Raw genomic sequence first — 24960 nt, forward strand, 5'->3', positions numbered from 1 at the left:
TTCATCGCGTCGCGGACTGCTCGCGTTCATACCAGCCGCGCGATCGGTTGACCACGCGCACGACCAGCAGCATCACCGGCACCTCGATCAGCACTCCAACCACGGCGGCCAGCGCCGCACCGGAATGGAAGCCGAATAGGCTGATGGCGGCGGCCACAGCCAGCTCGAAGAAGTTGCTCGCGCCGATCAACGCAGAAGGACAGGCGATGTTGTGCTTCTCGCCCACCTTGCGGTTGAGCCAGTAGGCCAAGCCGGAGTTAAAGAACACCTGGATCAGAATGGGCACCGCCAACATGGCGATGACCAGCGGCTGTTGCAGGATGGCCTGGCCCTGGAAGGCGAACAGCAACACCAGCGTCAGCAGCAGGGCCGCAATGGACAGCGGGCCGATGCGCTCCAAGGCCCGATCGAACGCGGCCTGGCCCCGGCGCAGAAGCGCGCGGCGCCAGAGCTGCGCGATGATGACCGGGATGACGATGTAGAGCACCACCGACACCAGCAGCGTGTCCCACGGCACCGTGATGGCCGACAGGCCCAGCAGCAGGCCGACGATGGGCGCGAAGGCGAAAACCATGATGGTGTCGTTCAAGGCCACTTGCGACAGCGTGAACACCGGATCGCCGCCAGTCAGCCGGCTCCAGACGAACACCATCGCCGTGCAGGGCGCGGCGGCCAGCAGGATCAGGCCGGCCACGTAGCTGTCGAGCTGGTCGGCCGGCAGCCATTCGGCGAAGACCTGACGGATGAATATCCACGCCAGCAGCGCCATCGAGAACGGCTTGACCGCCCAATTGACGAACAGCGTGACGCCGATGCCGCGCCAATGCTGCCTGACCTGGCCCAGCGCGCCGAAGTCCACCTTGAGCAGCATCGGAATCACCATGATCCAGATCAGCAGGCCCACCGGCAGATTGACCTGGGCCACTTCCATGCGGCCGATGGCCTGGAACACACCGGGCGCAAGCTGGCCCAGGGCGATGCCGGCGACGATGCACAGCAGCACCCACACGGTCAGGTAACGCTCGAAGACGCTCATGGCGGGCGCCACCGGCGCGCGGCCGGCGGTATCGGTTCCTGCGGTCATCGCGCGGGCCTCACTGGTGGCCAATGTCGCGCAGCTCGCGCTGCAAGGACATGGCATCAAGGCTTTTCAGGGGCAGCGACAGGAACAGCTCGATGCGCCGGCGCAGGGTGATCGCGGCGTCCGTGAACGCCTTGCGCTGCTGTTCCTCCGTGCCTTCGACGGCCGCCGGGCCGGGCACGCCCCAATGGGCCGATACCGGCTTACCCGGCCACAGCGGGCAAGCCTCGCCAGCGGCGTTGTCGCAGACGGTGAAGATGAAGTCGAACACCGGCGCACCCGGCGCCACGAACTCGTCCCAGCTCTTGCTGCGGTAGCCGGTCGCCGGCAGGTGCAGGCGCTCCAGCGTGGCGAGCGCCAAGGGATGCACTTCGCCTTTCGGATGACTGCCCGCCGAATAGGCGCGGAAGCGCCCTTGGCCCAAGGCGTTGAGGATGCCTTCGGCGAGGATCGACCGGGCCGAATTGCCCGTGCAGAGGAACAAGGCGTTGTAGGTAGGTTCTGTCGTCATATGCGCCTCGCGTCAGCAGCAGGAAGTAGTCGATTTCGCAGCGCGTGGCGCGCAGCACGCCGCAGCGGCACCGGGTACGGGCTGGGGTGCTTCGTTGAAGACGGGGATGTTGCCCAGCGTGTGGAAGTGTTCCCAAGCCACGCCCTGCGGGTCGGTGATCCAGTGCTTCTCGCTGCGCGCGTAGCAGCAGGTCGTAGTGCCTTCGTCCAGCAGCGTCATGTCGGCGGCCTGCGCACGGGCCTTCAGTGCAGCCAGTTCCTCGGCATCGTCGGTCTGGATGCCTAGGTGGTCGATACCCGGCTTGCTGCCGCGCGTGGAGACAGCGAAGTTGACCGGCGGGTCTTCAAGCATCCACTTCGCGTAGTCGCCTTCGATGCGCGTGGGTTGTGCAGCGAACAGTTGGGAGTAGAAGCCGATGCTGCGGTTCAGGTCATCGACGTGGAGGTGGACGTGAAAGCGTTTCATGGGGATTTCCTTTCAGCAGGACTTGCAGGCGGAGGAGGACTCGGTGACTTCGCAGGCGCTGCCCTGGCAGCAGTGCTCGGTCATATAGCCGAGCAGGCTGTTCATCTGCGCGAAGTCGGCGCGGTAGATCAGGTTGCGGCCCTGTTGCTCGATGGTGACAAGGCCGGCATGGGCCAGCTCCTTCAAGTGGAAGGACAAGGAGTTGCGGGCCACGTCGAGCTGGTCGGCGAGGACGCTGGGCGTCAGCCCTTCGGGGCCGGCGACGACCAGGGCGCGGAACACGCGCAGCCGCTGGGTGTGGGCCAAGGCGCCAAGGGCGGAAACAGCTTGATCTTCGTTCATGGTTCGATAATACAACATTTATTGAATCATTGTGCAAGGAGCCAGCAAACAGAACCTCATGGCGTCCCGGCGTGCCGCCGTCGGGTTCGCGGGCTGCGCCCCGCGCTTCGTGCCGAATCGCGGCCATTCGGCTTTGCCCCCTGACGCCTCCGGCCCTCTCGGGCCTGCGCGCACCGCTTGCCCCAAAAGCCGACTCTGTGCAGTGGGCGGGTGTGGGCGGTCTTGCTGTTCCCTTCACCGTATCACGGCGTTCTCGCCGTCAAGGGCGGCGCGCGCCATGCGCGCTTGCGTCCTGGCGGCCGTCTGTGACCCCTGACTGCTTGCGCTGCGCCGTGCTGGCGCCGGTTCCGGGCAATTCCGCCCGAGCAACCGGAGCACGATCATGTCGCAACTGACCCTCTCTCTCGATACCCCGCTGATGGTGCGCGATGGCCGTGGGCGCTATCGGCTGGCAGACGCCGACCAGATTCTGGAAGCCGCGCGCCAGGTCATCGAACAGAAGATGCAGCGTGGTGCCGAGTTCACTTCGCCGGTGGTGGTCAAGGACTACCTGCGCGCCAAGCTGGCCGGCTTCGAGCACGAAGTCTTCGCGGTGTTGTTCCTCGACACGCGCCATCGGCTGATCGACTACGTGGAGATGTTCCACGGCACGATCGACGCCGCCGAGGTGCATCCGCGCGAGGTGGTCAAGCTGGCGCTGCGGCTCAATGCGGCGGCGGTCATCGTTTCGCACAACCATCCGAGCGGGAACCCCGAGCCGAGCGCGGCCGACAAGGTGATGACCGCGCAGCTTCGGCAGGCGCTGGCGCTGGTGGACGTTCGCACGCTGGATCACATCATCGTCGCCGGGAGCCGTACCACGTCATTCGCCGAACGCGGCCTGCTTTGACCTTTGGGGGCTTTGGCCCCCTTTTTTGCTGCGCCCGGCGGCGCAACTCCAGCCCTCGCGGGCCTGCGCGTGCTGCGCACTTGCCCAAAACACGTGTGGTGGTGTCGGGTTGGGGGCGGTCTTGCTGTGTCCCTTCACCGTATCACGGCGTTCTCGCCGTCAAGGGCGGCGCGTGCCAGCACGCTTGCGGCCCGTGGCCGTCTGCGACCCCTGACTGCTGCGCTGCGCCGTGCTGGCGACGGTTCCGGGCAATTCCGCCCGTGCAACCGGAGATCGTCATGAACGACAAATCACACGTTTCCCTCGAACAGCATGTTTGCCTCGTTTGCGGCACGGCGTTCGATACCGGCGCCATCCTGCTGGACAAGCGCCTGCGCGCAAGCATGGAGCGCCACACGGCGACCGGCTGGGGCCTGTGCCCCGAGCATCAGAAGCTGTCCGACGATGGCTTTGTCGCGCTGGTCGAATGCGATCCGCAGCGCAGCGGCTCGCAGGCCAGCGGGCGCATGAAGCCAGAACAGGCATACCGGACGGGCCGGCTGGCCCATCTGCGGCGCACGGTGTTCGCGCAGGTGTTCAACGTGCCGATCGCGGACGAGCAGGCTTGCGTGTTCGTTGAGCCTGGTGTGATCGAGCAGTTGCAGTCGATGACGGCGCCGGCGGCGAGCTGATCGCGCCGCGCTGCTTTCGGTGCGTCGTTCCTTTGGGAGCGGCGCACCTTTCTTTTTGCTGCGCCCGATGCCGGTATCTCCGCGCCTACGGCGCTGCGCGCTGGCGCTTGCACTCCAGGGGAAAGCCCTGCGGGCTATCCCCGCCGCGCGATGCTTGGCGCCCCTCAAAGACCGCCGAACCGGCTGTGCCGGATCGGCCAGACCGCAGCAGTCGCTGTCGAACCTGCTTCCCGATGACTGGTGCATGAGCTTGTGCATCGAGCATTGAAGGCTGTGCGTCCCCGGCCAAGAAACATGGCCGGTCGCGCTGTCGTGCGCGTAGCGCATCGAGCCGCCTGCGGCGTCTCGCCCCTGACGGGCTTCCATCGTTCCCTCGCTCCGCTCGGCTGACGCCTCCGGCCCGGATTCCTAGATCCGGGCCTGCGCGCTTCGCTTGCCGTGCGGTCGGCGTGTGGGATGGCCGTTGCCTTGTCCAGCCGTCTCCCCTGACTTCATCACCTTCACCGCGACTGTAGCCCGCGCCCGTGTGCCGTCAAGGCGCGCAGGGCCGTGTCCTCGCTGCGCTGCGGGCCGCACCAACCCTGCGCTTGCCTCCTTGACGGCACCCGTTCGCGCGCTCCTGACCATCGCGGGCGATGAACTCAGGAAAGACGGTGGCAACAGGGCCAACCGGGTTCCTCGTGCCGACCGCACCGAACAGCCGAAAGGCTGGGCTTCCGAATCTAGGAATCCGGTGTGCGGTGTGAACAGCAAACCTTTTTTCTTTGTCAGGAGAAATGCCATGCAACTCGCATCCCGCTTCGCTTCCCGTTCCCCGGTGCTGCGTTCGGAACGTCCCTTGTCCGATGACCAAATCCGGACCGTGGCCCCGTCCATCTTCGCCGAGGCACCGCACGAAAGCCGCTCCGAGCGGTACAGCTACATCCCCACCGCCACCGTGCTGCAAGAACTGCGCGGGGAAGGCTTCGAGCCTTTCATGGTGACGCAAACCCGCGTGCGCCACGATGACCGCCGCGACTACACCAAGCACATGATCCGGCTGCGTCACGCGAGCCAGATCAACGGCCGCGAGGCCAACGAAATCATCCTGCTGAACTCCCATGACGGCACCAGTAGCTATCAGATGCTGGCCGGGATGTTCCGCTTCGTTTGCAGCAATGGCCTTGTCTGCGGCGACACCGTGGCCGACGTGCGCGTTCCCCACAAGGGCGACGTAGCCGGGCACGTCATCGAAGGCGCTTACGAAGTCCTGCACGGCTTCGACCGGGCGCAGGAATCACGCGATGCCATGCGCGCCATCACGCTGGACGCCGGGGAATCCGAAGTGTTCGCCCGCGCTGCGCTGGCGTTGAAGTACGACGAGGACAAGCCCGCGCCCATCACGGAATCGCAAATCCTGATGCCGCGCCGCCATGACGACGACCGCCGCGACCTGTGGAGCGTGTTCAACCGCACGCAGGAGAACTTGACCAAAGGCGGCCTGTCCGCCCGCGCCGCGAATGGCCGCCGCCAGACCACCCGGCCCGTGCAGGGCATCGACCAAAGCGTGCGCCTCAATCGCGCCCTGTGGCTGCTGGCTGATGGCCTGCGCCAGTTGAAAGCCTGAATCCCCACGCGGCAGGGGCAGGCAGCAGCCCTTGCCGCTTCTTTCGCTGCTGCATCCCAACCGCAAGGAGTTATCACCATGAACGCCGTACTCAAGACCGAAGCCATCGCCATCGAAGCCGCCGCGCCGCTGGAAGTGGCCGACCCGACCAAGAACCTGATCTTGGTTCCCCTCTCGCAGTTGCTGCCGCGCCGTTCCAAGCGCAACGTGCGGACGACCCCGCGCCAGTCCATCCCCGAACTGGCCGCGAGCATTGCCCGCATCGGCCTGCTGCAAAACCTGATCGTCATCCTTTCCGCCGATGGCGAGGCTTACGAGGTGGTGGCAGGCGACCGCCGCCTGACCGCCTTGAAGCTGCTGGCGAAGAAGAAGCGCATCCCCGCCGACTACGAAGTGCCGTGCCTGCTGGTGCCCGATGCTTCGGCCCGCACTGTCAGCCTTGCCGAGAACGTGCAGCGCGAGAACATGCACCCCGCCGACCAGTTCGCGGCCTTCGCCGCGCTGGTCAAGGAAGGTCGCCCGGTGGAAGACATTGCCGCCGATTTCGGCGTGTCCCCGCTGGTGGTGCAGCGGCGCTTGAAGCTGGCGAACGTCTCGCCGCGCCTGATGGCCGACTATCGGGCCGGTGGCGTGACGCTGGAACAGTTGATGGCCTTGACCATCACCGACGACCACGCCGCTCAGGAAGCCGCGTTCTATGGTGCGCCGGAATGGCAGCGCAGCCCGTCCAAGCTGCGAGAGCGCCTGACCGAGCGCGAAATCGACGCCGCGCACGCGCTGGTGCGCTTCGTCGGGCTGGACGCCTACCGGCAGGCAGGCGGCGGCATCCGCCGCGACCTGTTCGCCGAAGGCGATGCCGGAACCTACCTCACCGATACCGCAGTGCTGGAGACGCTGGTGCGCGACAAGCTTGCAACGCTGGCCGAGGACGTGCGCGCCGAGGGCTGGGCATGGGTGGAGGCCGTGCCGCATCTGGCCTACGAGGAACGGCAGGCGTTCCAGAACGCCCCGCGCCATCGCCGCGAGCCGACGACCCGCGAGGCCCGCCGCATCGCGTCGCTGGAAACCCGCCTCGAAAAGATCGACGCCGAACTGGAAGATGCCTGCGACGCCGAGGACGAGGCCAAGGCCGAGAAGCTGGAACAGCGGCGCGATCAGGTGATCGGGGAACTGCAAGACGCGGAGGACGCCTTGCAAGGCTATGCGCCCGAGGTGCGCGACGTGGCCGGTGCCATCGTCACCATCGACCGCAACGGCGAGGCCGCCATTCATCGCGGCCTGCTGCGCGAGGCCGAGGCCAAGGCGCTGCGCACGCTCGACAAGCTGCGGCGCGGTTTCGGCGGCACCGAAGGCGAAGCCGCCAACGACGAGCGCGAGGACGACGACGCGCCCAAGGCCGCGAGCCTGTCCGACCGGCTGGCGCAGCGGTTGAGCGCCCACCGCACCGCCGCGCTGCAAATCGAAGTCGCACGGCATCCGCACGTCGCGCTGGCCGCGCTGGTGCATGGCATGGTGCAGACCGTCTTGCAGCCCGACGCCTACGGCGATGGCCTGCCGCTGGGCGTGCGCCTTACGGCGCAAGACCGGCTGGAAGGCATGACCCCGGACTGGCCGGAATCGCCCGCCGCCGTGGCGCTGCGCGAACTGCAACAGGTGGCCGGTGAAGCCTTGCCGGAGGACAGCGCCGAACTGTTCGCCGCGCTGGTGGTGAAGTCGCAAGACGAACTGGTGCGCCTGCTGGCGGTGTGCGTGGCCGCGACGGTAGACGTGGTGACGCCTCGCGCCACGACGCACCAGCGCGGCGAGGAACTAGCGCAGGCCGTGGGCCTCGACATGGCCGCATGGTGGAAGCCGACCGCAGAAGGCTACTTCAAGCACGTTTCCAAGGCCGCGATTCTGGATGCCGTGGGCGAGTACGCGCCCGAGCAGGTCAACCGGCTGGCGAAGCTCAAGAAGGCCGACATTGCCAGCGAAGCGGAACGGCTGGCCGATGGCACGGGCTGGATGCCCGCCATCTTCAAGGCCGAAGGCCCGGAAGCTGCGCCGCAGGAAACGCAGGAACAGGACGCCCCGGAGGATGCCGAGGCAATGGCGGATGAGCCCGCCGAGGCACTGGCCGCGTGATTCCGTAACATGGCCCCGGCGCGCCAAGCTGGGGCCTTTCTGCACTTCAAAAAGCGGAGCAGCGATTCTGCTGCACTCGTTTCACAAAGACCAAAGCAAACGTGTCGAAGCTCGCGACCCAGTGTCGTCAAGAACCTGAATTTCGCTAGTTCATTGTTGAGGGCGCATTAGTTACTACACACCCATCAATCCCGTCGATCTTTAAGACACCTTCTTTGAATTTGGCATGTTCCTGTGTCGCGCGCGTGCAGTCCCACAGGATACTGACGATCCGCGCGTCCTTGTATTTCGCGTCGGCGCGATAAAGCGAAGCGTCCTCAGCAATCTCGCCGATAAGAGCCTGGAAGGACTTCTTCACGTCCTTCCGGTATTTGACCTCAATGATCGTGTGGAGCGACGGCAGGTAGAGATCAATGCGCGGATTCTTCTGTCCGACGGGCTGGAGGTTCACTTCGTCTGCGATGTCATTGAAGATCGGGCCGAGCAGGAAATAGAGAAGATTCTGGACGTGGTATTCGTTCTCTACCAGCCACTTAACGGGTTCCGCGCCCCTGGTCCGGCCTGCATCCTCCCACGTCCATCGTTTGAGGCCAACAGGGATATGCTCCAGAAACTCCAAGAGGTCATCGAGACTCCAGCCTTTTGGCGGCACGGCAGCCACGTCCTGATTGACTTGGTCGAAGACGTAAACCATCAAACTTAAGAGCGCCGTTGAGGCGCTGTCTTGCGCCTGAGACCGGAACTCGCCCATGAAACGGCCGATCAGGGCCATGCGGCTCTGCTGATCGTCGATCCGCCGTATCATCCGGTAATGAAGAAAGAGCGGCACGCAGGCACTGCCATAGATGGAGGATTCGCCGCTGTGGACATACGCCGCGATATCTTTCTCGAAGAGATTGAGATGGTCGCCGCCCGCCTGCTGCGCAAGGAAACCGGATATCCAATTCTCGAACTCGCGGGCGATACGCGCATCGTTCATCCGCCCGGCCAGCCATTTCACGGCCATGACTCCGAATACGTCCGAGACCCATGGGCGCGGAGTGGAGTCGATCTTTGCGGCCTGCCCGAGCAGGCGCGAGACATCCGGGCTGGAGACGGTTTCGTCCAGAACACCGAGGCCCGCAATTGCGCAGCGTTGGTACAAGGAGAGCGCCGAAAAGTCGAAGGATGGTGGGCTGTCCTTCGACAATCCTAGGAAATGCAGAAAGTAGACTTTGAACGGGTCAGCATGCGCGCTCTCAATCACCTTGCGGTGCAGGTACTCACGCAACTGGTACACATTGTCTTTTTCTACAGGAACCATTGGGATTGCCCGATCTTCCCGATCATTACCGAGTCGTTCCAGCCCGGAAGCTGGTTGAGCCATCCGAGATTCCGGGCAATAAGGTCGGAATAACTGATCGTCACCGGCATGGGATTTGGGAAATAGCTGCGCCAGGAATGCGAGGCGAAGCTGTAGAGCTGCGCGCTCAGATACTTGATGTCCTTGAAAGTCGAGTCCTTATGAACATCAAGGATCACGCCGCGCGGATGCCCGTCCGTGTCCTGCCGCAACTCTCGCTGGCCGATCAGATAGACCAGCATCTCATGCTTGGAGAGTTTGAAGGTCTTTCCGCGCGGGGGAGCGAGCCGCCCCTTCTGCACGCCCGCCGTCGCGGAGTCGAACATATGCAGCCCGTGATCTTCCGAGATTTTCACGAAGGCGTATTCGATTTGATATTCGCGGTACTTGTCGATCACGGCGCGCACGGCTGCGATCTCGTCTTTGTTGAACTTCTTGACCTGCGCGTGAAAAATCAGGCGGATCGTGTCGCCTTTCTGCCAGTTCATACGCTTCTGGATTTTCTCGATGGTCTCATCGAGCACCGAGGTCAGCGCATCGCAGTAGGCGTCCGGCACGACCGCCTTCGATGTGTTAGAGACGATGTAGCTGCCGTCGCCGGAGAAGACTGTGGTGATGCCCATGATCCGCTGGTTATCGGCCCCGCGCTCCTGCCCGATATTCGCGCTGCCGATGCCGATGACGAGTTCATGGGAAAGCGTCGGCGAGGATTTGAGCAGCCACGGAACGCCGCCCATCTTGGCGTAGCAGGCCAGCGCCATATTATTGAGCGAGTAGCCGAGCGAGTAATCGGACTGCGATAGAAGCTCGATGGTGAAGTCCTGTACCGGAACCTGATGCAGGAAGAAGAGGCTCTTGCCGAGATAGTACGGATTCTCCGTGACCTTGAGCTTCTTGAAGGACTGCCGGACCTGAACGAGCGCCAAGTCCCAACGCCCGCCGTCATCCGCCTTCTTCCGGATCGCGGTTTCGATGGCGTTCTTATACGCCTCCACGCTGTCGGTTGCCGTCGCGAACACTTCGACGCGGCTCGTTCCGAGCGTGAACTTGCCTTCAAGGCCGTTGCTGAAATACTTGCTGTTCGAGATGCCTTTGAGGAGCTTGCGGACAAACTGCTCGACGCGCCCCTTGTCATGCTGGGCGCAGATCACACAGATCGAGGGATCATTTCTATCGAAGGTCCGCTTCGTATAAGGGCCGCTCTGGGTCAGGCCCTTTTCGGCCCAATCCGCTTCGCCGTTGTCGTTGAAGACGAACACCGGCTTTGGCATCTGCCCGCAGTCCTTCTGAATTTCGGGCGAATCTTCGATCTCGATGCGCGTGCCGTCGATTAGCGTGATGCTCTTCGACTGGATGTACTTCTTGAGCGTGTCGATGCGCGCTTTCTTATTCTCACCGCCATTAAAGATGGAGACGGATTGCCGGATACCCTCGACGATGGCGTCTTTCTTCGTGCCGTGCGTATGCAGGATGTAGGCATCGAAGTTCTCGCGGCTGGCCTCCAGATAAACGTCTTTCGCCTCGGCCTGAACGACCTCGCCGTCAGGCCGCGTGATGAAGAGCGTGTCGCCCTTTCGGGCCTTCACCGAGCCCAGGAGTTTCCTGTATCCGTCCTCCTGCTGCGTGACCACGTAACGGCCCGTGAGATCGAACCCGGCATTGAGGAAGAACAGGCCATTCTCCTTGACCACTCGGCGCGTTGTGCAATCAATGACGAGGCACGGCTGGCCCAGAACGGTGCGTGTGTCGATGGCGTACTTAGCGCAGACCTTGAAGGGGTAAGCATCGCCCAGAATCGGAACCAGAAGATTGTCTTCCGGCCTGGCGCTCACCAGTTCGATAGGGTTGAAGCCGGAGGGATTGCGGCCTAGACCCGCAAAGTGCCGCGTCAGACCGTCCTTCACTAGCGAAAAGAAGATGCCGAAATTGTCCTTGAGCGCGATGGCCTGCTGGGTGCCGGACACAGGGAACGTGCCGTCTCCCGAGAAGATGAGGATATTGTCGCCCTGGCGGCGGAACGAGTGGGTCGATCCGTGCGTCGCGCGAAAGCCGTCCAGCGTCTCCTTGTCATAGGGAACTTGACGGGCTTCAAGCTCCAGTTCGGGAGTTTTGAGGGGGAAAGCGTTTAGGACGATAGGCAAGGTGCGCATCCCTCTTAGGTCCGCGACGCTTCGGCTGCGACGTGTCCGGCGAACTCCGTTACGAAGGTGCGCAGCCCCGTCATTTCGGAAAGCTCCGCATAGTCGCCGGTCGTAGCGGCGGCGCGCGGTGATGTCAGGATGCACGCCACCGTGTAAAGCTGCTCCTGCATTAGCTTTCGGCAAAGGACGTTGTAGCGCTGCGCGTAGGACGCATCCCTGAAATCCGGGAAGACCGGGAAGTGCGGCGACGTGTCCCGAACCGGGGTAGCAGATTTCGGGCAATCCTCCAGCAGCATCAGCCAGCCGATAAAGGGCTTGGTCTGTTCCCCGAATGCGCCTTCGCGGAAAGCCGTCCACAAATCATGCGCCGTACCGATGGCTTCTTCAGTGCGATTGTTGAAGTTGTTGCCGAAGGACGGCCCGACTTGACTCTTGAACTCGAAGGCCGCGATGAGACGACCTTGATTCATGACGAGTAAGTCCCAGAGCTTTGTCGGCCGGAAATATCCGGGCAGTGTGAGGACGCGACGTTCCAAATGGAGTTGTGCATGAGCAAGGCCGTTGGCGCGCACGATGTCCTTTATCAGCGCGACGAATCCATCCATGTTCTTGCCACCGGTGACACTGGCGCGCTCGCCCTGATCGACGACCCCAGCTTCGACTTGCTTCTGTCGCGCCTTCTCTCGATTTCCCCAGAACGCCATAACAGCATCCCGTGCTTTCGTTTCATAGTCCGCTAGATCAAGCGCCATAACTTAGTCCCCGTTTCCGCCGAGCGCCGCCTTTTCCTGGCGGCTCAATCCGTACAGTTGAAATGTTGCCGCATTGCAGGCCGCGAGGTCGCGCACGTCGGCTGCGTTGATAAGCGCAGTCTTGAGGGCCTGCGGCACATCGCTCCAGCGCGGCAGACGCAGGCGGCGCAGATACTGCGCTTGAAAGCGCAGGAAGCCGCCATGCATCTTGGTTGAATATGTTGCGATAAACAGCCGGGTCACGGACGAAAGGAGGACGGCTTGCAACGCCTTCAAGTCCCACTGGCTCGCCGTGATGTAGTAGAGATTGTGATGAGGGTAGAGCTTGCCTTCCTCAAAAACGATGTGGGCCTGCCCCTTGATGTCGGGGATCAGGAGCTTCGGCGTTTCGGCAATGGACGGTGTGATTCGGTCGATGGTGCGATACCAGTTGGCAGGCACTTTCTGCGCGCAATGCCGCCCGGCGATCTGCTCCTTCCGCAACTCCAGATAGCGTTTGAGCAGCGGATAGCGCGCGAGATCGACAAGCTTGCCATCATCGGCGAACGGGTTAATGACGCCCAGGCCGCGCCACTTCACGGTGCCGTCCGCAATGTCCTTCGTCATCGCGAGTGGCAGCTTGCGGTCCTCTTCGACAGTGAGTTCGTCCATCAGCCCGATGAAGGCTTTATCCGCTCCGGTCGCAACGCCGATTCCGACTTTGCAGCCCGTATCCTCGAGAAGAGGAAAGGTTGCCTCAAGACGCCGGATGATGGCCATCTGATCGGATGAATCGAGAATCCACGGCTCCGCGCCGCTCGCCACACCGTCAATCAACTGCACGGCACTACCCTTTTCAGGGCGGTGCGATGAAGTCAGATCCAACGCAAGCGCGTGTAACGCCTTGGCCTCCACGGGCGGACGATGGGCGATCCGCGTGCTTGTGCCGCGCTCACGCGCAATGACGGTGATGGCCGGATAGGCGATCACCTCTGAATGAAAGGCCGGCGTATCGACCATATCGACGTAGACTTTCAGATGGAACTGCTCGGAAACGAGGTTCCTAAGCGGCCCGCCATAGCGGTTCTTCATCCAGCGGTCCGCACAGATGAATCCGAGAACGCCACCATTCGTCAGCGACCGCAGCGACCGTTCGATAAACGGGATGTAGAGATCGGCGCGGTCGTAGATCGTTGTGTAGCGCGAGCGGTATTCTGTCAGCAGGACATCGGGAACCCGTTCCTGCCGCACATAAGGGGGGTTGCCGATCACGACATCGAAGGGGTCGGGAAGATCAGCCAGCAGGAAATCGTCATTGACCAGCCACGCATCGGCCAGCGCGATGGATTGCGAAGCCGTCAAGCCGCTTCGGGACAGCAAGTCGATGACCTGGCCGCGCGTTTGCGTGAAGGTCTCCCGATGAAGCTCGACCGCACGAATAGCGCCTGCCAGAGCCTTCACGGGGATACGCGGATCATTCGAGGTGTTCCACGCTGCAAGAAGCCGCTCGATAGCCGGCAGCAGGAAGTCCCCGCCGCCAAACGACGGTTCAAGGAGCTTGAGTTTGTGTAGCGGACGGTCGGCCCTATACCCGCAGAGATCGAGGAGGAACTCGACGATTTCGCGGCGTGTAAATACGGCACCGCGCGCTTTGATGCCGGCGTCGGTTGCAAGTACTTCGACAGCCTGCGCGACCGGGCAAAGTCCCGGCAAGGACGACTGCCGGGCGGCAAGTCCCCTGGCACTCTGCTGGGCAACTAGCACGGAACTCATTGTGGCTTCCCCAGCAGCGGCCACTGTTCCGCGACATACCGTTCCGTAGCATCGCGTACGACCCACGCGACAGAGACTTTCTTGCTCCGGGCGAGGGCTTCGAGCATTTCGTATAGCTCGGGAGGAAAGGTCACGGACGCCCTCGGAGCCGAATCACGCTTGGGCTTTGAGGTAGCAATGTCTTTTGTTGCTGGCATGGCCTAAACACTGTCGGATAGATGATGCACCACTTTACACCAAGGTGGTGCACGACTCCAATTGGTCAGTCGTGCCCGTACACCACCATGGGGGACGGAGTGCTGGCGAACACGCTGGCGCTCGCTGCGACAGGTTGTGCAGGTGCGTGCCGTCCTCAACGCTGGTGATTCCTGCCCATCACGTCACGAAGGACGGTTCACGGACAACCCGCCCGGCATCGCTATGGAGCTTCCACGCCACGCCTCAAGAGCGGCGCCGCAAGGTGCGGCGGGGGCGTTCTCGCCTGTCGTCGGGTGGTTGACCTGGCCCGCGTCAGTGGGCGAGCCGCAGAAGCCTTCGTGCGGGGATGCCGAGCCGGCCCCATCTCCTTTCGGAGCGGTTCGACCCAAGGCGTCCTTGTCTCGTTGTGAATCCTGGCGAGGGCGCGGCTGCGCCTCGGGCTTATGGCTACAACCGTCCGGCGAAAACAATTTCCCCGCCGCTGCGCGGCTTCCTCGCGCAGCAAATTCTTTTCGCCTCCCGGCTCTCCACTGCGTTGCGACCGCAAGCGGTGCAGCCAGCCCGTCCCCCGCCGGCCGGATCACAACAAGGACGCGATGGGCGCGAACCTTGTTCAACCGAAAGGAGAAAACATCATGGCCAACATCGGCACCTTCACCACCGACAAAGACGGCTTCACCGGCACGCTTCGCACCCTGACGCTCAACGTCAAGGTCAAGCTGGTTCCCAACGACAAGGGCGACACCGAGAACGCCCCGGACTTCCGCCTTCAGGCGGCCGGCCACGACATCGGCGCGGCGTGGAAGAAGACCAGCGAGGCCGGGCGCGACTACCTGTCCGTGACCCTCGACGATCCTTCGTTCCCGGCGACGGTCTATGCCCGCCTGATCGAGAACGAGGACGGTACGCACGACCTGATCTGGTCGCGCAGCAAGCCCAAGGCGGCGTGACCGCCGCAGCGCCCCGCCCATTGCGGCGGGGCGCTGTGCTGCTGTTCGCAGCACATCACCGCATCACGCGCGCGGCTTCGCCGCATCGCGTTCGCTCAACACCGCCTCCAGCTCCCGGCGCACCTGCGCCAGCAGCTCGTCGGCCTTGCGCGGGTTGTCGCCCGCAAAGGCCAGCGTCAGCAGCGTGAGCGGGTGGATCTCCATCACCTCGCACAGCTCGGTCAACTTGTGCAGGGTCGGGCTTTTCAGGTCGCGCTCCAGGGTACTCATATAGGTACGGCTGGACACGTCAGAGAAGGCTTCCTGGCTCAAGCCACGCGCCTTCCTGACTGTCTTCAACGCCTTCGCCAATGAGTTCCCAGCCGCCACCTATGGTTTTCCTCGAAAAACCAAGATGACAGCCCATTGCGCCCTATAGGGCTACAATCTATAGTGTTCATTTGGTGTTCTACGTTTTTGTGCCTTTACGGAAATCCGCATCGGCAGGTTCCGGCAAAGTCACGGAACCGCATCCGTGCTTGCGCACGAAGGCGTAAATCCGGTTTGGCGGTTCTGCGCTTTGGCGTGAAACCGCATTCGTGCATCATTGGATTTGTGGGATTGCCGACCATGCCGCAGCCACTCGCCACCGCCCCGGAGCGCGCGCAACTGCTCGCCAACGGCGAGGCCCGTGCCGCTGGCCGGGCCATCGACCCGGTGCCCGTGGTGCGGCTGTTCACGCCGGACGCGCATGTGACCTGGCTGCTGGCTGCGCTCGATCCCGCCGATGGCGATACCGCCTGGGGTCTCATCGACCTGGGAATCGGGATGCCGGCGCAGGGAACCGTCAAGCTGTCCGAGCTGGCCGGCATCGTCGGGCCGCGCCAGCAGCCCGTGCTGCGCGACCGCTATTTCCACCCCACGCGCACGCTGTCGGAGTACACCCGGCTGGCCGAGCGCGACGGCGCAATCCCGGACTGAATACGGCCGACTGTGACTTTTTCAGTCTGGCGTCATACCGGGCAGGTCTTAATCAGCATTCTTGCGGCGTAGCCCGACCAGTCTGATCCAAATAGACATGATGCCCAGCACGGGCTGCGGCAGGCTGGCCTGTGCAGCACTCCAAGTTCGGGGCGCTGCCGCCGCATCATTGAGACGAATATCGCAACACATCGGAGCCAATCGGTCTTGACAACCCCATTCGCCTTTTTAACCCATGACGCTCTGACGATGGCGATGTAGCGCGTAGTTCTTCCGTGGCGGCGAGTCCTGTTCGCAGGAGGAGGCGTCATGGTCAATCCTCATCACCTCGCGCATTGGTATCCGACTGCCGCATACCTGTATGTCTTTTGGCTGGATGCGCTCGCGCTCGCTTGGGAGTATTTGCGCAGGCATCCCGACTACCGGCTCGACTGGCTCCGCCGTCATCGCGGGCCAGACACGGCGCATCGCTGGGGTTTGCGCCTACTGGAAGACCCGGCGCTCGATGCGCGCGACGCGCATCCGGCCTGGCTGCCCGGCCATGCCGCCGTGGTGCAGCTCTACCCCGATGCCGATCCGCCACAGGATGCGGCGACCTTCGCGTTCTGGCGCATCCCCGGTCACAAGCAACTGCTCCATGACGGCAAAGGGCTGGCGCTGATCGCGCGCAGCCCAGGTCATTGCCTGCGCTTCGCGCTCGCGCCCGGCCTGGAAGACGGCATGGCCGTGGCCTATGCCCACCGCGGCGGGGCTGCCGCGCCTACGCGCGGTCATGCGCTCCAAGCGGCACTGGCGGCCGCCAAGCCCAGGCCGACACCTACCGCGCTGCTGGAACTGCACAGCTTGCAGGCGCTCGACGCGACCCTGGCGGGCGCGTCCTTGCGTGAAGTCGCGGAAGGACTGTTCGGCGTAGATGCCGCAGCCGATTGGTACAGCGATGGCGGGCTGCGCTCCAAGGTGCGCCGCCTGGTGCATCGCGGCGATGCGCTGATGCGCGGCGGCTACCGCCGATTAGCACAGCTTCCGCCGCTTGAGAAGGGTCGTTTTGATGTGGATGCAAAACGGCCCTGATCTAAAACCCCTCGCTTCTTGAGACTGCCTCCATCCGGTCGCGCTGTGTGGCCGGGCGCTTTCAACCGATGGAGGTTCACACCATGCGTCCCGCTCCCTTGCGGCCTGCCGCCACTGTCTCGACCGCTGCCGCGCAGCCCCAACGCTATCTCACCAACGACGAAGCGGCCGAATACCTGCGCCTGTCGCCGCGCACGCTGGAAAAGCAGCGCGTGATCGGCGGCGGCCCGCGCTTTCGCAAGTTCGGCCGCCGCGTCATGTACGCCGTGGCCGACCTCGATGCCTGGGCCGCCGACCGCAGTTTTGAGACGACCTCCGATCCCGAATACGCCGAGCACCACTCGGCCGACAGCCGTGCGCGCTGATCGGCGGCGCGCGGCAGGCCATCGCCATGTCCAGCTCCGCGCTGCCGTCCCGGCAGCGGCCGTTGCAGGAGCGCGAACAGCTCGACCTGTTCCGCGCCTTGCCCGGCGACATGGCGCCGCGCGACAGCCAGGACTTGATGGCCTATCCGTTCTTCTCGCTCGGCAAGTCCAAGCGGGTCAAGCCCATCGACTTCCGTGCGGGCAACGTGACGATCCGCGTGGAAGGCACGCAGGAGCACGGCATCGCCACGATTTGGGATGCGGACGTGCTGATATGGGCTGCCTCGCAGATCGTGGAGGCAAAGGACGCGGGCTTGCGCCCGTCGCGGCTGATGCGCGCGACGCCCTACGAGATCCTGCGCTTCATCGGGCGCGGCAAGTCGCTGCGCGACTACCAGCGCCTCAAGGCCGCGCTCGACCGGCTGCAATCGACCACGGTGGCCACGTCCATCCGCGAGACGACCGGGCGGCGCCTGCATCGCTTCTCGTGGATCAACGAATGGAAGGAGCTGGCCGATGCCAGCGGCACGCCGCTGGGCATCGAACTGATCCTGCCGGACTGGTTCTACGCCGGCGTGCTCGACGCTGCCCTGGTGCTGACCATCGACCCGGCGTATTTCCGGCTCACCGGCGGCATCGAGCGGTGGCTGTACCGCCTGGTGCGCAAGCACGGCGGCAAGCAGGCATACGGCTGGCAGTTCGACTTTCGCTATCTGCACCAGAAGTCCGGCAGCACCGCGAAGCCCTACGACTTCGCCTGCGATCTGCGTGCGCTCGTCGCGCGGCAGTCGCTGCCCGGTTACGTCCTGGGCATCGAGCGGATGCCCGACAACGGCATGGAGCTGCTGACGTTCCGGCCCGTGCCGCAGACGGCACGGGGATAACTTCGGGAAAACCTGTGAATGGTGTCGTGCTATCGGGCGTGCGAGGTATCGTGCTATCAGGCGTGGGACTATCGTGCTATCAGGCGTGCCGATCGGCCGCAAACCCGTGCCAGCATTGGGTTTCCTCGCCCTCTAACTTCCCTAACTTAATTTCTCTAACTTTTAGTAGAGAAACGCCGCTGCGGTGGACAACCACCACGCGGCCACAAACGCAGCAGCAAAAGCCCGGCTTTCCAGCATGGAGGGCCAGGCCATGATCGTCGCTTTGCTCAACCAGAAAGGCGGTGTCGGCAAGACCACGCTCGCCACGCACATCGCCGGCGAGCTGGCGATGCGCGGCCAGCACGTCGTGCTGCTGGACGCCGACCCGCAGGGTTCATCGCTGGACTGGACGCAGCGCAGAAGCCAGCAAGGCTTGCCACGGCTGTTCAGCGCCGTGGGCCTCGCCCGCGAAACGCTGCACCAAGAGGCGCCAGAACTCGCCAGGAGGGCCGATCACGTCATCATCGACGGCCCGCCGCGCATCGCCGCCTTGGCGCGCTCCGCGCTGCTGGCGGCCGAGCGCGTGCTGATCCCGGTGCAGCCCAGCCCCTACGACCTGTGGGCCAGCGCCGAGATGGTGGCGCTGATCCGCGAGGCGCAAGTCTTCCGGCCTGCGCTACGCGCGGCCTTCGTTATCAACCGGCGCGTCAGTACCACCGTGATCGGACGCGAAGCGCGCCAGGCGCTCGCAGACCAGCCGCTTCCTGCGCTGCGCGCGGAAGTGCATCAACGCATCGTGTTCGCCGACAGCGTGGCCGCTGGCCGGCTTGCACGCGAGACGGCGCCGGACAGCGCCGCCGCACGCGAAATCACCGCGCTGGTGGACGAACTGCTGCGGTGGCCGACATGACAGAGAAGCCGCCACCGAACAGCAAGCGCACGGCCAAGCGCGTCGGCATCGGCGCGCGTCCGCCCGCGAATCCGCACGCCGAGGCGTGGATTCGTCAGGGCGACGCCGATGTGCTGGGCAAGGGCGACCTGTACACCGCTCGCCTGACCCTTGACATCACGCCCGCCATGCGGGCGCGCATCAAGGTGTCGGCCTTCACGCAAGGCGTGACTGTGGCCGACCTGCTGCGCGGCCTGTTGGAGCGCGAGTTTCCAGAGCACCGCAGGGAGAACACGCCATGACTGCATCCGCTTCGCCTGCCGCTGGCGCGGCCACGGCTGCGCTCGCAGCACTTTCCGGCCAGCCTGCCAGCGCACCGCTGACGCGCGTGGCGCTGGCCTACATCGAACCGCGCTTCAAGCTCTATCTGCGCTTCGGCGAACCCGCGCGCACACACCAGCTCGACCGCTGGCGGCGCTGCGCGGTGTTCCTGCCGGGTGCCATGCTGTGCCGTATCCGCTGGCAGGCCAACGACTACGGCACTGTGCGCTGGCAGCTCATGGTGATGCAGGCTTGCACGCCGCTCGATGCGACGCAGCGCATCCCCGGCGTGCAGCCGGGCGCGCGCCTGCTGTTGCACGCCGAAGGCGAGAACCAGGTGCGCGCCGTGCTGGAGCGCATCGACGCCATCGAGGCGCTGGGCATCACGCCTGTCGGCACCTCGCCCGCGTACTGGCGCACGCTCGCCAACCGCCTCGCCGCGCGCCTGCCGCTACCCGAATACACCGCCGAGCGGCACGCCGCCTGGCTGACCGGGAGGGCGCTGCCATGACGCTTCCATCCGCCGTTGCCGGTGCAACCGGCATTCCGCCGCATCCTCGCTCGCGCCTGCGCGCTCGCATCGTGCTGGCGGGCCTGTCCGCCTGCGGCCTCGCTGCGCTGGCCTGGGCGTCCTTCGTGCAGCCGCTGCCGCGCTTGATCTACAACCCATCCGACAGCGTGGCGGTCGGATGGTATCGCGTCGATCCGCTGGGCCACGGCACCGGCTCGCTGCCACGTCCCTTGTCCGTGGGCAGCATCGTCCTGACCACGCTGCCGCCAGATGCCGCCGCGCTGGCTGCGCAGCGCGGCTACCTGCCGTCGCGCGTGCCGCTGCTCAAGCGCGTGGGCGCCGTCGCGCCGCAGGAGGTGTGCATCACTGGCCGCATCGTCCGCATCGACGGCGTGCCTTCGGCCGCCGTGCTGCCCGCTGACCGCTGGGGCCGCCCGCTGCCATCCTGGCAGCAATGCCGTCGCATCGAACCCGGCGAACTGTTCCTGCTCAGTGTGACCAACCCGGCGTCGTTCGACAGCAGGTACTTTGGGCCGGTCAGCGCATCCGCCGTGATCGGCGTCGCGCATCCGGTCTGGCTGGAGTCCCGCCCATGATGGTCGCCGACTCGCTGCACGTTGCCGTGCATCTTGTCGTGCCATCGGGCGTGTTGTTCTGCTGGCCGTCGCCGTGTCGTCGCGCGTGCAGTGCGGGTGCATTCGCACCGCACTTCGCGCTGCCTCCGGCGCAGCCGTCCTACATGCAGGCGTCTTGCCTCGAACGCGCCCGGCCTGCGGCCGTGTCCGCGTTCGCCGGCGGGCTGGCTGCTCGCAGCACAGCGCCGCCGGGCCGCCGCTGCCCGGAGCGTCAGCGAGGGGCAAAGGCGGAAGGCAAGACAAAAGGACGCGGCACCGGGCCGCGTCGAAAGCCAGTCTGCACGTGGGGGTGGCGCAGCACGGAGCGGCTTCGCCGCCGTGCCGCGTGGGGCGCGAGGGTCGCGCCAATGCAGGCATGTCCGCGTGCTTCGCACGCCCGGACACGCCAGAACTTGCAGGAAGCGCAGCTATGACCGACCGCCGCGACGACGATTTCCGGGTGCGCCCCAGCGCCCCGAAGAACCGGGGCAAGGGCCAGGGCCAGAGCTTCGTTTCCAAGGTGCTCAAGCAGGCTGGCAAGGCCAGCGGCGGCAAGTCCTCGGTGCGCCGTCCGGCATCGGCGCGTGGCACCGGCCAGCGGCCCGGTTCGCGCCTGGGGCGCGGCCACACGGCGGCGCGCTTCGCAGGGGCGAAGCTCACGCCCATGTCGCGGCGCGCGACCATCAAGACGCTGCTGGTCAACCAGCGCCAGGCCAGCCCGCAGTCACTTGCCAAGCACCTACGCTATATCGAGCGCGACGGCGTGGGCCGCGATGGCGAACCGGGCCAAGCCTACGGGCCGCAGACCGATGCCGCCGACCTCGACGCCTTCAAGGAACGCTGCGCCGACGACCGGCACCATTTCCGCTTCATCCTCTCGCCCGAGGATGGCGCCGAGTTGGAAGACCTGCGCACCTACACACGGCACCTCATGGGCCGCATGGAAGCCGACCTGGGCACGGGCCTCGATTGGGTGGCCGTCAACCACTGGAACACCGACAACCCGCACACGCACATCGTCGCGCGCGGGCGCGACGACACCGGCAAAGACCTCATCATCGCGGGCGACTACATCGCCGATGGCTTCCGCCATCGCGCCGCCGAGCTGGCGACCGAATGGCTGGGGCCGCGCACCGAGCTGGAGATCCAGCAGACCTTGCAGCGCGAGGTGGAGCAGGAGCGGTGGACGAGCCTGGATCGCACCCTGCAACGGGAGGCCGGCGAGGACGGCCGGGTGCGGATCGAACGCTTCAACGAACCGCGGCTGCAACGCCAGCGCCTGCTGCTGATCGGCCGCCTGCAAAGCTTGCAGCGCCTGGGCCTGGCCGACGAAATGCAGTCCGGCACCTGGGCCGTCCATGCCGATGCGGAAAAGACCCTGCGCGCCCTGGGCGAGCGTGGCGACATCATCCGCACCATGCAGCGGGCTATGCGCGGCGAGCCGCGCGAGCTGGCGGTGTTCGAGCCGGGCCAGGATGCCGACGGAAGCGGCCGAACCATTCTCGGCCGCGTAGCCGCGAAAGGGCTGGCCGACGAGCTGCGCGACCGGGGCTATCTGGTCATCGACGGGGTGGACGGCAAAGCCCACTACGTCGCACTCAACGCCCGCGACGAGCTGGCGAACTATCCGACCGGCGCCGTGGTGGAGGTGAAGGGGTCGGCCGACGTGCGCGCGGCCGACCGCAACATCGCCTCGCTGGCGAGCGATGGCCTGTACCGCACCGATCACCACCTCGCCATCGCGCAAGGCCAGGCCGTGCCCGGCCGCGATCCGCAGGAAGTCGTCGCGGCCCACATCCGCCGGCTCGAAGCCCTGCGCCGGGCCGGCATCGTGGAGCGCGTGGCCGAGGGGCTATGGAAGGTGCCGGGCGACCTGGCCGAGCGCGGTCGCCAGTACGACGCGCAGCGCCTGGGCGGCGTGGCGGTGGAACTGAAATCGCACCTGCCCATCGAGCGGCAGGCCCGCGTGATCGGGGCCACCTGGCTCGACCAGCAGTTGATCGGCGGCGGCTCAGGCCTGGGCGACCTGGGCTTTGGCGGCGAGGCCAAACAGGCGATGCAGCAGCGCGCCGACTTCCTGGCCGAACAGGGGCTAGCCGAGCGGCGCGGGCAGCGCGTGATCCTGGCGCGCAACCTGCTGCGCACGCTACGCAACCGGGAACTGGCGCAGGCCGCCAAGGACATTGCCACCGAAACCGGCCTGGAGCATCGCCCGGTGGCCGACGGCCAGCGTGTAGCAGGCATCTACCGTCGCAGCGTCATGCTCGCCAGCGGTCGCTATGCGATGCTCGATGACGGCATGGGGTTCAGCCTAGTGCCATGGCGGCCAGTGATCGAGCAGCGGCTGGGGCAACAGCTTGCCGCGACGGTTCGCGGCGGCGGAGCTACATGGGAAGTCGGGAGACAGCGAGGTCAGTCCGTTAGCTGAACAAGTCCATGCCCAATGCTCGTCAACATAGTCCCTGGCCGATAGGAACTACACAACCAGGCCCTGTTCTTCCTTATCAACCTCGACTAGCTCCGGCATCCATTTTCCGCTGCTGTCGCTACCGGAACCGTGGCACGATCGCGGATGTCCTCGTGCAGGATGCGGCGCATTTCGACGATCGCCGGCGCGGTTCCCTGGACACTGTGCGCGGAATGGACGATTTTTTCGGATACGGCACCGTCCAGATGGGCGCTCCAGTAGGGCACCAGGCCGTCGTCGGATTTGGTCAGCGGAACCTCGGGATCTTGATGGCCGATGATCGAGTGGAAGCGTACGCACGGCGAAATTGACAGCCCGGCGGCGGCTTGGACGAATGGGTCGGAGCGGTCGAGGTTATCGATGCTGTTGGGTAGCCTGAGCTTATCCCCGCCAGCCTTTGCCGCCTCGCCATGGGCAAGATCGTCCAATACGTCGGCGAAGCCTTCCAGCAGGGTCAGTGGCAGGCGCACCAGGCGCTTGGCGAAACGCCCCAGGCGACCACCGGCAACCTCGGTGCCGCGGTGCGGGGCTGCAATGAAGATCGCGCGTTCCACTTGGGGAAGCGGCTCGAAGTGCATGAGCGGGCCGACCCGCTTGCGCAGTCGCTCCAGTCTGCCATCGTCGAATTCGCGTCCGGCCAGCAGCTCGTTCCACAGGGCGTCGCCCCCCGACGATGACACCATCAAGCGCGAGATCACGCCTCCCATGCTGTGACCTATCAGCACCATGTCACGGGAGGCGGCAGCGTTCCCCTGTGGATCGAAGTGCCGCAGCGCCCCGTCCAGCGTCTGACGAATCGCGTGGTGGTTCAGTGCGATCGGCATGTTGGTCGGGTAGTAGAACTGCCAGACCTGGAACTGGCGGCGAATCTCCTCGTCGCCCATCAGTTCGTTGGCCACGTTGACCCAGGCTTCCGGGCTGCTGGCCAGGCCGTGAATCATCAGGATGATGCGACGATCCGGGTCATAGGGCTGCATCAGGTACAGGTGCGGGCGTTCGATGCCCTGCTCACCTCCGAACAGGCTGCGCAGCGATTGCCGGTTGAAACCCGAGCGCGCCAGCCACAGTCCGTAGCTGGCGGTGAAGTTCGCCGCCAACGGCACATCCTGTCCATGCAGTTCGATTTTCGCGTCCCGGTATGGGTCGTGAACGGAAAGCGCGACCTCGCGAGTGGACAGCACTTGGGCGAGGTTTTCGCCAGAAAAGCGCAGCAACGCAGTGATTGCCGCTGTCGGCATTTCGCTCCACGCTTGGTCGGGCCGCTGATGCGGTTGCTCGGTTCCTGCGCCGCCAGAGTCCGCTGCCGCCGTCGTCACGGGATCAGGGGCCATCACTGCCACCAGTTCGGCACCGAAGCCATCGCGTCGAAACGTGCTGCGCAGCCCGGCGAACGACAGCGACGAAGCCGGCAGCAGTTCGTGCGGCAGGATTGCCCGCGCCCGACCGGGGGACACCACATCCGGCGGTTCGAGCGTCACCATCCACGGCCCATCCCTGAACATCATCTCCGCACTCGCCAGCGCCTTACCGCGATAACTGGCGAACACGAGCGATGCCGCCTCCTGCACCGCCAGGTTGTAGTAGTCGCGCACCTGAGTCTGGCGATCCTCAAAGGCGCGCGCGTCCGGCGAGCGCTCGCTGAAGAACAGGTAGGCATAGGCATGCCGAGCCACCTCCAGCCAGGCATTCAGGCGTTGATCGCCGGCATCGGGAGCGACCTGTTGCTCGGTATCCGGCAAGGTCTGCGCCTGCTGTAGCCACAACTCCGACAAGGCCGACAGGCGCTGCTCGCTGGTCAACCCCTGAACATCCGACACGGCATGGATGCACCCGGCGGCCTCCGGCTTCGCACAGGCACCATCGTCCAGACCGGCAACGCGGATCGTCTCCAGGGTGGCGGCGCTGAGCTTGCCGCTGGTCAGGATGTCGCCGCGCTTGAGCGTGATGTATTCGCCGGGCGTCATTGCGGCGACTTCCACCGCCGGGCGGAATTCGCGCAGAACCGCACAACCGCTCAGCAGCAGCGATGCCACCGCCAGAACCACCAGCTTTGCGTACCGGCTTTTCATCGC

The 24960-nt window shown here is 64.9% G+C and carries 25 protein-coding genes; 14 read left to right on the plus strand and 11 right to left on the minus strand.

Annotated features, from left to right (window positions below):
* Nucleotide 1: 1 nt before the first annotated feature.
* From arsB to Q5Z10_RS08150, 4 genes are read right to left on the minus strand one after another with little or no spacing between them, the layout of a single operon-like run.
* Complete coding sequence (arsB, locus tag Q5Z10_RS08135) at nt 2-1036, minus strand: ACR3 family arsenite efflux transporter (RefSeq protein WP_442758956.1); 1035 nt, start codon at nt 1034-1036, stop codon at nt 2-4.
* A 58-nt stretch (nt 1037-1094) separates the two neighbouring features.
* Nucleotides 1095-1592 (minus strand): arsenate reductase ArsC, encoded by a 498-nt coding sequence (locus Q5Z10_RS08140; protein WP_061194607.1) that lies wholly within the window; start codon nt 1590-1592, stop codon nt 1095-1097.
* Nucleotides 1593-1604: 12 nt separating this feature from the next.
* Nucleotides 1605-2057: an ArsI/CadI family heavy metal resistance metalloenzyme gene (locus Q5Z10_RS08145; RefSeq protein ID WP_061194608.1), complete on the minus strand. Its 453-nt coding sequence runs from the start codon at nt 2055-2057 to the stop codon at nt 1605-1607.
* Nucleotides 2058-2069: 12 nt separating this feature from the next.
* Nucleotides 2070-2399 (minus strand): ArsR/SmtB family transcription factor, encoded by a 330-nt coding sequence (locus tag Q5Z10_RS08150; RefSeq protein ID WP_057380616.1) that lies wholly within the window; start codon nt 2397-2399, stop codon nt 2070-2072.
* 382 nt (nt 2400-2781) lie between these two features.
* Here Q5Z10_RS08150 and radC point away from each other — a divergent pair, with 382 nt between their 5' ends.
* From radC to Q5Z10_RS08170, 4 genes are all read left to right on the plus strand, one after another.
* Entirely contained in the window at nt 2782-3288 is a 507-nt protein-coding gene (radC, locus tag Q5Z10_RS08155) for a RadC family protein (RefSeq protein ID WP_061194609.1), read from the plus strand.
* A 278-nt stretch (nt 3289-3566) separates the two neighbouring features.
* Nucleotides 3567-3959, plus strand: a complete 393-nt coding sequence (locus Q5Z10_RS08160) for a hypothetical protein (RefSeq protein ID WP_061194610.1) — start codon at nt 3567-3569, stop codon at nt 3957-3959.
* Nucleotides 3960-4740: 781 nt separating this feature from the next.
* Nucleotides 4741-5565 carry a DUF932 domain-containing protein gene (locus Q5Z10_RS08165; RefSeq protein ID WP_061198806.1) on the plus strand — a complete coding sequence of 275 codons (825 nt, stop codon included), beginning with the start codon at nt 4741-4743 and terminating at the stop codon, nt 5563-5565.
* Between the two features lie 78 nt (nt 5566-5643).
* Nucleotides 5644-7689, plus strand: a complete 2046-nt coding sequence (locus Q5Z10_RS08170; protein ID WP_061198807.1) for a ParB/RepB/Spo0J family partition protein — start codon at nt 5644-5646, stop codon at nt 7687-7689.
* A 145-nt stretch (nt 7690-7834) separates the two neighbouring features.
* Here the strand turns inward: Q5Z10_RS08170 and Q5Z10_RS08175 are convergent, their stop codons facing one another.
* From Q5Z10_RS08175 to Q5Z10_RS21360, 5 genes are read right to left on the minus strand one after another with little or no spacing between them, the layout of a single operon-like run.
* Nucleotides 7835-9055: a PD-(D/E)XK nuclease domain-containing protein gene (locus tag Q5Z10_RS08175; protein ID WP_235599609.1), complete on the minus strand. Its 1221-nt coding sequence runs from the start codon at nt 9053-9055 to the stop codon at nt 7835-7837.
* On the minus strand, nt 8980-11181 hold the full coding sequence (locus tag Q5Z10_RS08180) for an argonaute/piwi family protein (RefSeq protein WP_201027070.1): 2202 nt from the start codon (nt 11179-11181) through the stop codon (nt 8980-8982). The genes Q5Z10_RS08175 and Q5Z10_RS08180 overlap by 76 nt, the downstream gene beginning before the upstream one ends.
* Nucleotides 11182-11186: 5 nt before the next feature.
* Nucleotides 11187-11876 carry a PaeR7I family type II restriction endonuclease gene (locus Q5Z10_RS08185; protein WP_303638636.1) on the minus strand — a complete coding sequence of 230 codons (690 nt, stop codon included), beginning with the start codon at nt 11874-11876 and terminating at the stop codon, nt 11187-11189.
* Between the two features lie 51 nt (nt 11877-11927).
* Nucleotides 11928-13676 carry an Eco57I restriction-modification methylase domain-containing protein gene (locus Q5Z10_RS08190; protein ID WP_235597492.1) on the minus strand — a complete coding sequence of 583 codons (1749 nt, stop codon included), beginning with the start codon at nt 13674-13676 and terminating at the stop codon, nt 11928-11930.
* Nucleotides 13673-13873 (minus strand): ribbon-helix-helix domain-containing protein, encoded by a 201-nt coding sequence (locus Q5Z10_RS21360; RefSeq protein WP_079761927.1) that lies wholly within the window; start codon nt 13871-13873, stop codon nt 13673-13675. The genes Q5Z10_RS08190 and Q5Z10_RS21360 overlap by 4 nt, the downstream gene beginning before the upstream one ends.
* A gap of 636 nt (nt 13874-14509) precedes the next feature.
* On the opposite strand from Q5Z10_RS21360, the gene Q5Z10_RS08200 reads away from it, so the two are divergent.
* On the plus strand, nt 14510-14824 hold the full coding sequence (locus Q5Z10_RS08200) for a DUF736 domain-containing protein (RefSeq protein WP_024889330.1): 315 nt from the start codon (nt 14510-14512) through the stop codon (nt 14822-14824).
* 63 nt (nt 14825-14887) lie between these two features.
* Here Q5Z10_RS08200 and Q5Z10_RS08205 read toward each other — a convergent pair whose 3' ends face one another.
* A complete protein-coding gene (locus tag Q5Z10_RS08205) occupies nt 14888-15136 on the minus strand; it encodes an XRE family transcriptional regulator (protein ID WP_442758946.1) in 249 nt (82 codons plus the stop codon).
* A gap of 297 nt (nt 15137-15433) precedes the next feature.
* Here Q5Z10_RS08205 and Q5Z10_RS08210 point away from each other — a divergent pair, with 297 nt between their 5' ends.
* The 9 genes from Q5Z10_RS08210 (at nt 15434) to Q5Z10_RS08250 (ending at nt 22849) form a co-directional block, all read left to right on the plus strand.
* Entirely contained in the window at nt 15434-15784 is a 351-nt protein-coding gene (locus Q5Z10_RS08210; protein ID WP_024889328.1) for a DUF2958 domain-containing protein, read from the plus strand.
* A gap of 309 nt (nt 15785-16093) precedes the next feature.
* Nucleotides 16094-16855 (plus strand): DUF2285 domain-containing protein, encoded by a 762-nt coding sequence (locus tag Q5Z10_RS08215; RefSeq protein ID WP_303638637.1) that lies wholly within the window; start codon nt 16094-16096, stop codon nt 16853-16855.
* Nucleotides 16856-16938: 83 nt separating this feature from the next.
* Entirely contained in the window at nt 16939-17220 is a 282-nt protein-coding gene (locus Q5Z10_RS08220) for a helix-turn-helix transcriptional regulator (RefSeq protein WP_003107109.1), read from the plus strand.
* Nucleotides 17221-17246: 26 nt separating this feature from the next.
* On the plus strand, nt 17247-18104 hold the full coding sequence (locus tag Q5Z10_RS08225; protein WP_020228438.1) for a replication initiator protein A: 858 nt from the start codon (nt 17247-17249) through the stop codon (nt 18102-18104).
* 253 nt (nt 18105-18357) lie between these two features.
* Nucleotides 18358-18996, plus strand: coding sequence for a ParA family partition ATPase (gene parA / locus Q5Z10_RS08230; RefSeq protein ID WP_033834762.1), 639 nt, complete (start codon nt 18358-18360; stop codon nt 18994-18996).
* Nucleotides 18993-19277 carry a hypothetical protein gene (locus tag Q5Z10_RS08235; RefSeq protein ID WP_033834763.1) on the plus strand — a complete coding sequence of 95 codons (285 nt, stop codon included), beginning with the start codon at nt 18993-18995 and terminating at the stop codon, nt 19275-19277. Before parA ends, Q5Z10_RS08235 begins: the two co-directional genes overlap by 4 nt.
* Nucleotides 19274-19807 (plus strand): DUF2840 domain-containing protein, encoded by a 534-nt coding sequence (locus Q5Z10_RS08240; RefSeq protein WP_033834761.1) that lies wholly within the window; start codon nt 19274-19276, stop codon nt 19805-19807. The genes Q5Z10_RS08235 and Q5Z10_RS08240 overlap by 4 nt, the downstream gene beginning before the upstream one ends.
* Complete coding sequence (locus Q5Z10_RS08245; protein WP_033834760.1) at nt 19804-20403, plus strand: S26 family signal peptidase; 600 nt, start codon at nt 19804-19806, stop codon at nt 20401-20403. Before Q5Z10_RS08240 ends, Q5Z10_RS08245 begins: the two co-directional genes overlap by 4 nt.
* A 448-nt stretch (nt 20404-20851) precedes the next feature.
* A complete protein-coding gene (locus Q5Z10_RS08250; RefSeq protein ID WP_061199192.1) occupies nt 20852-22849 on the plus strand; it encodes a relaxase/mobilization nuclease domain-containing protein in 1998 nt (665 codons plus the stop codon).
* Between the two features lie 86 nt (nt 22850-22935).
* Here the strand turns inward: Q5Z10_RS08250 and Q5Z10_RS08255 are convergent, their stop codons facing one another.
* Entirely contained in the window at nt 22936-24957 is a 2022-nt protein-coding gene (locus Q5Z10_RS08255) for an esterase/lipase family protein (RefSeq protein ID WP_061199193.1), read from the minus strand.
* Nucleotides 24958-24960: the final 3 nt, after the last annotated feature.

Origin of the sequence: Stenotrophomonas sp. 704A1 (assembly GCF_030549525.1) — a bacterium.
In the GTDB taxonomy this organism is placed as follows: Bacteria; Pseudomonadota; Gammaproteobacteria; order Xanthomonadales; family Xanthomonadaceae; genus Stenotrophomonas; species Stenotrophomonas tuberculopleuritidis.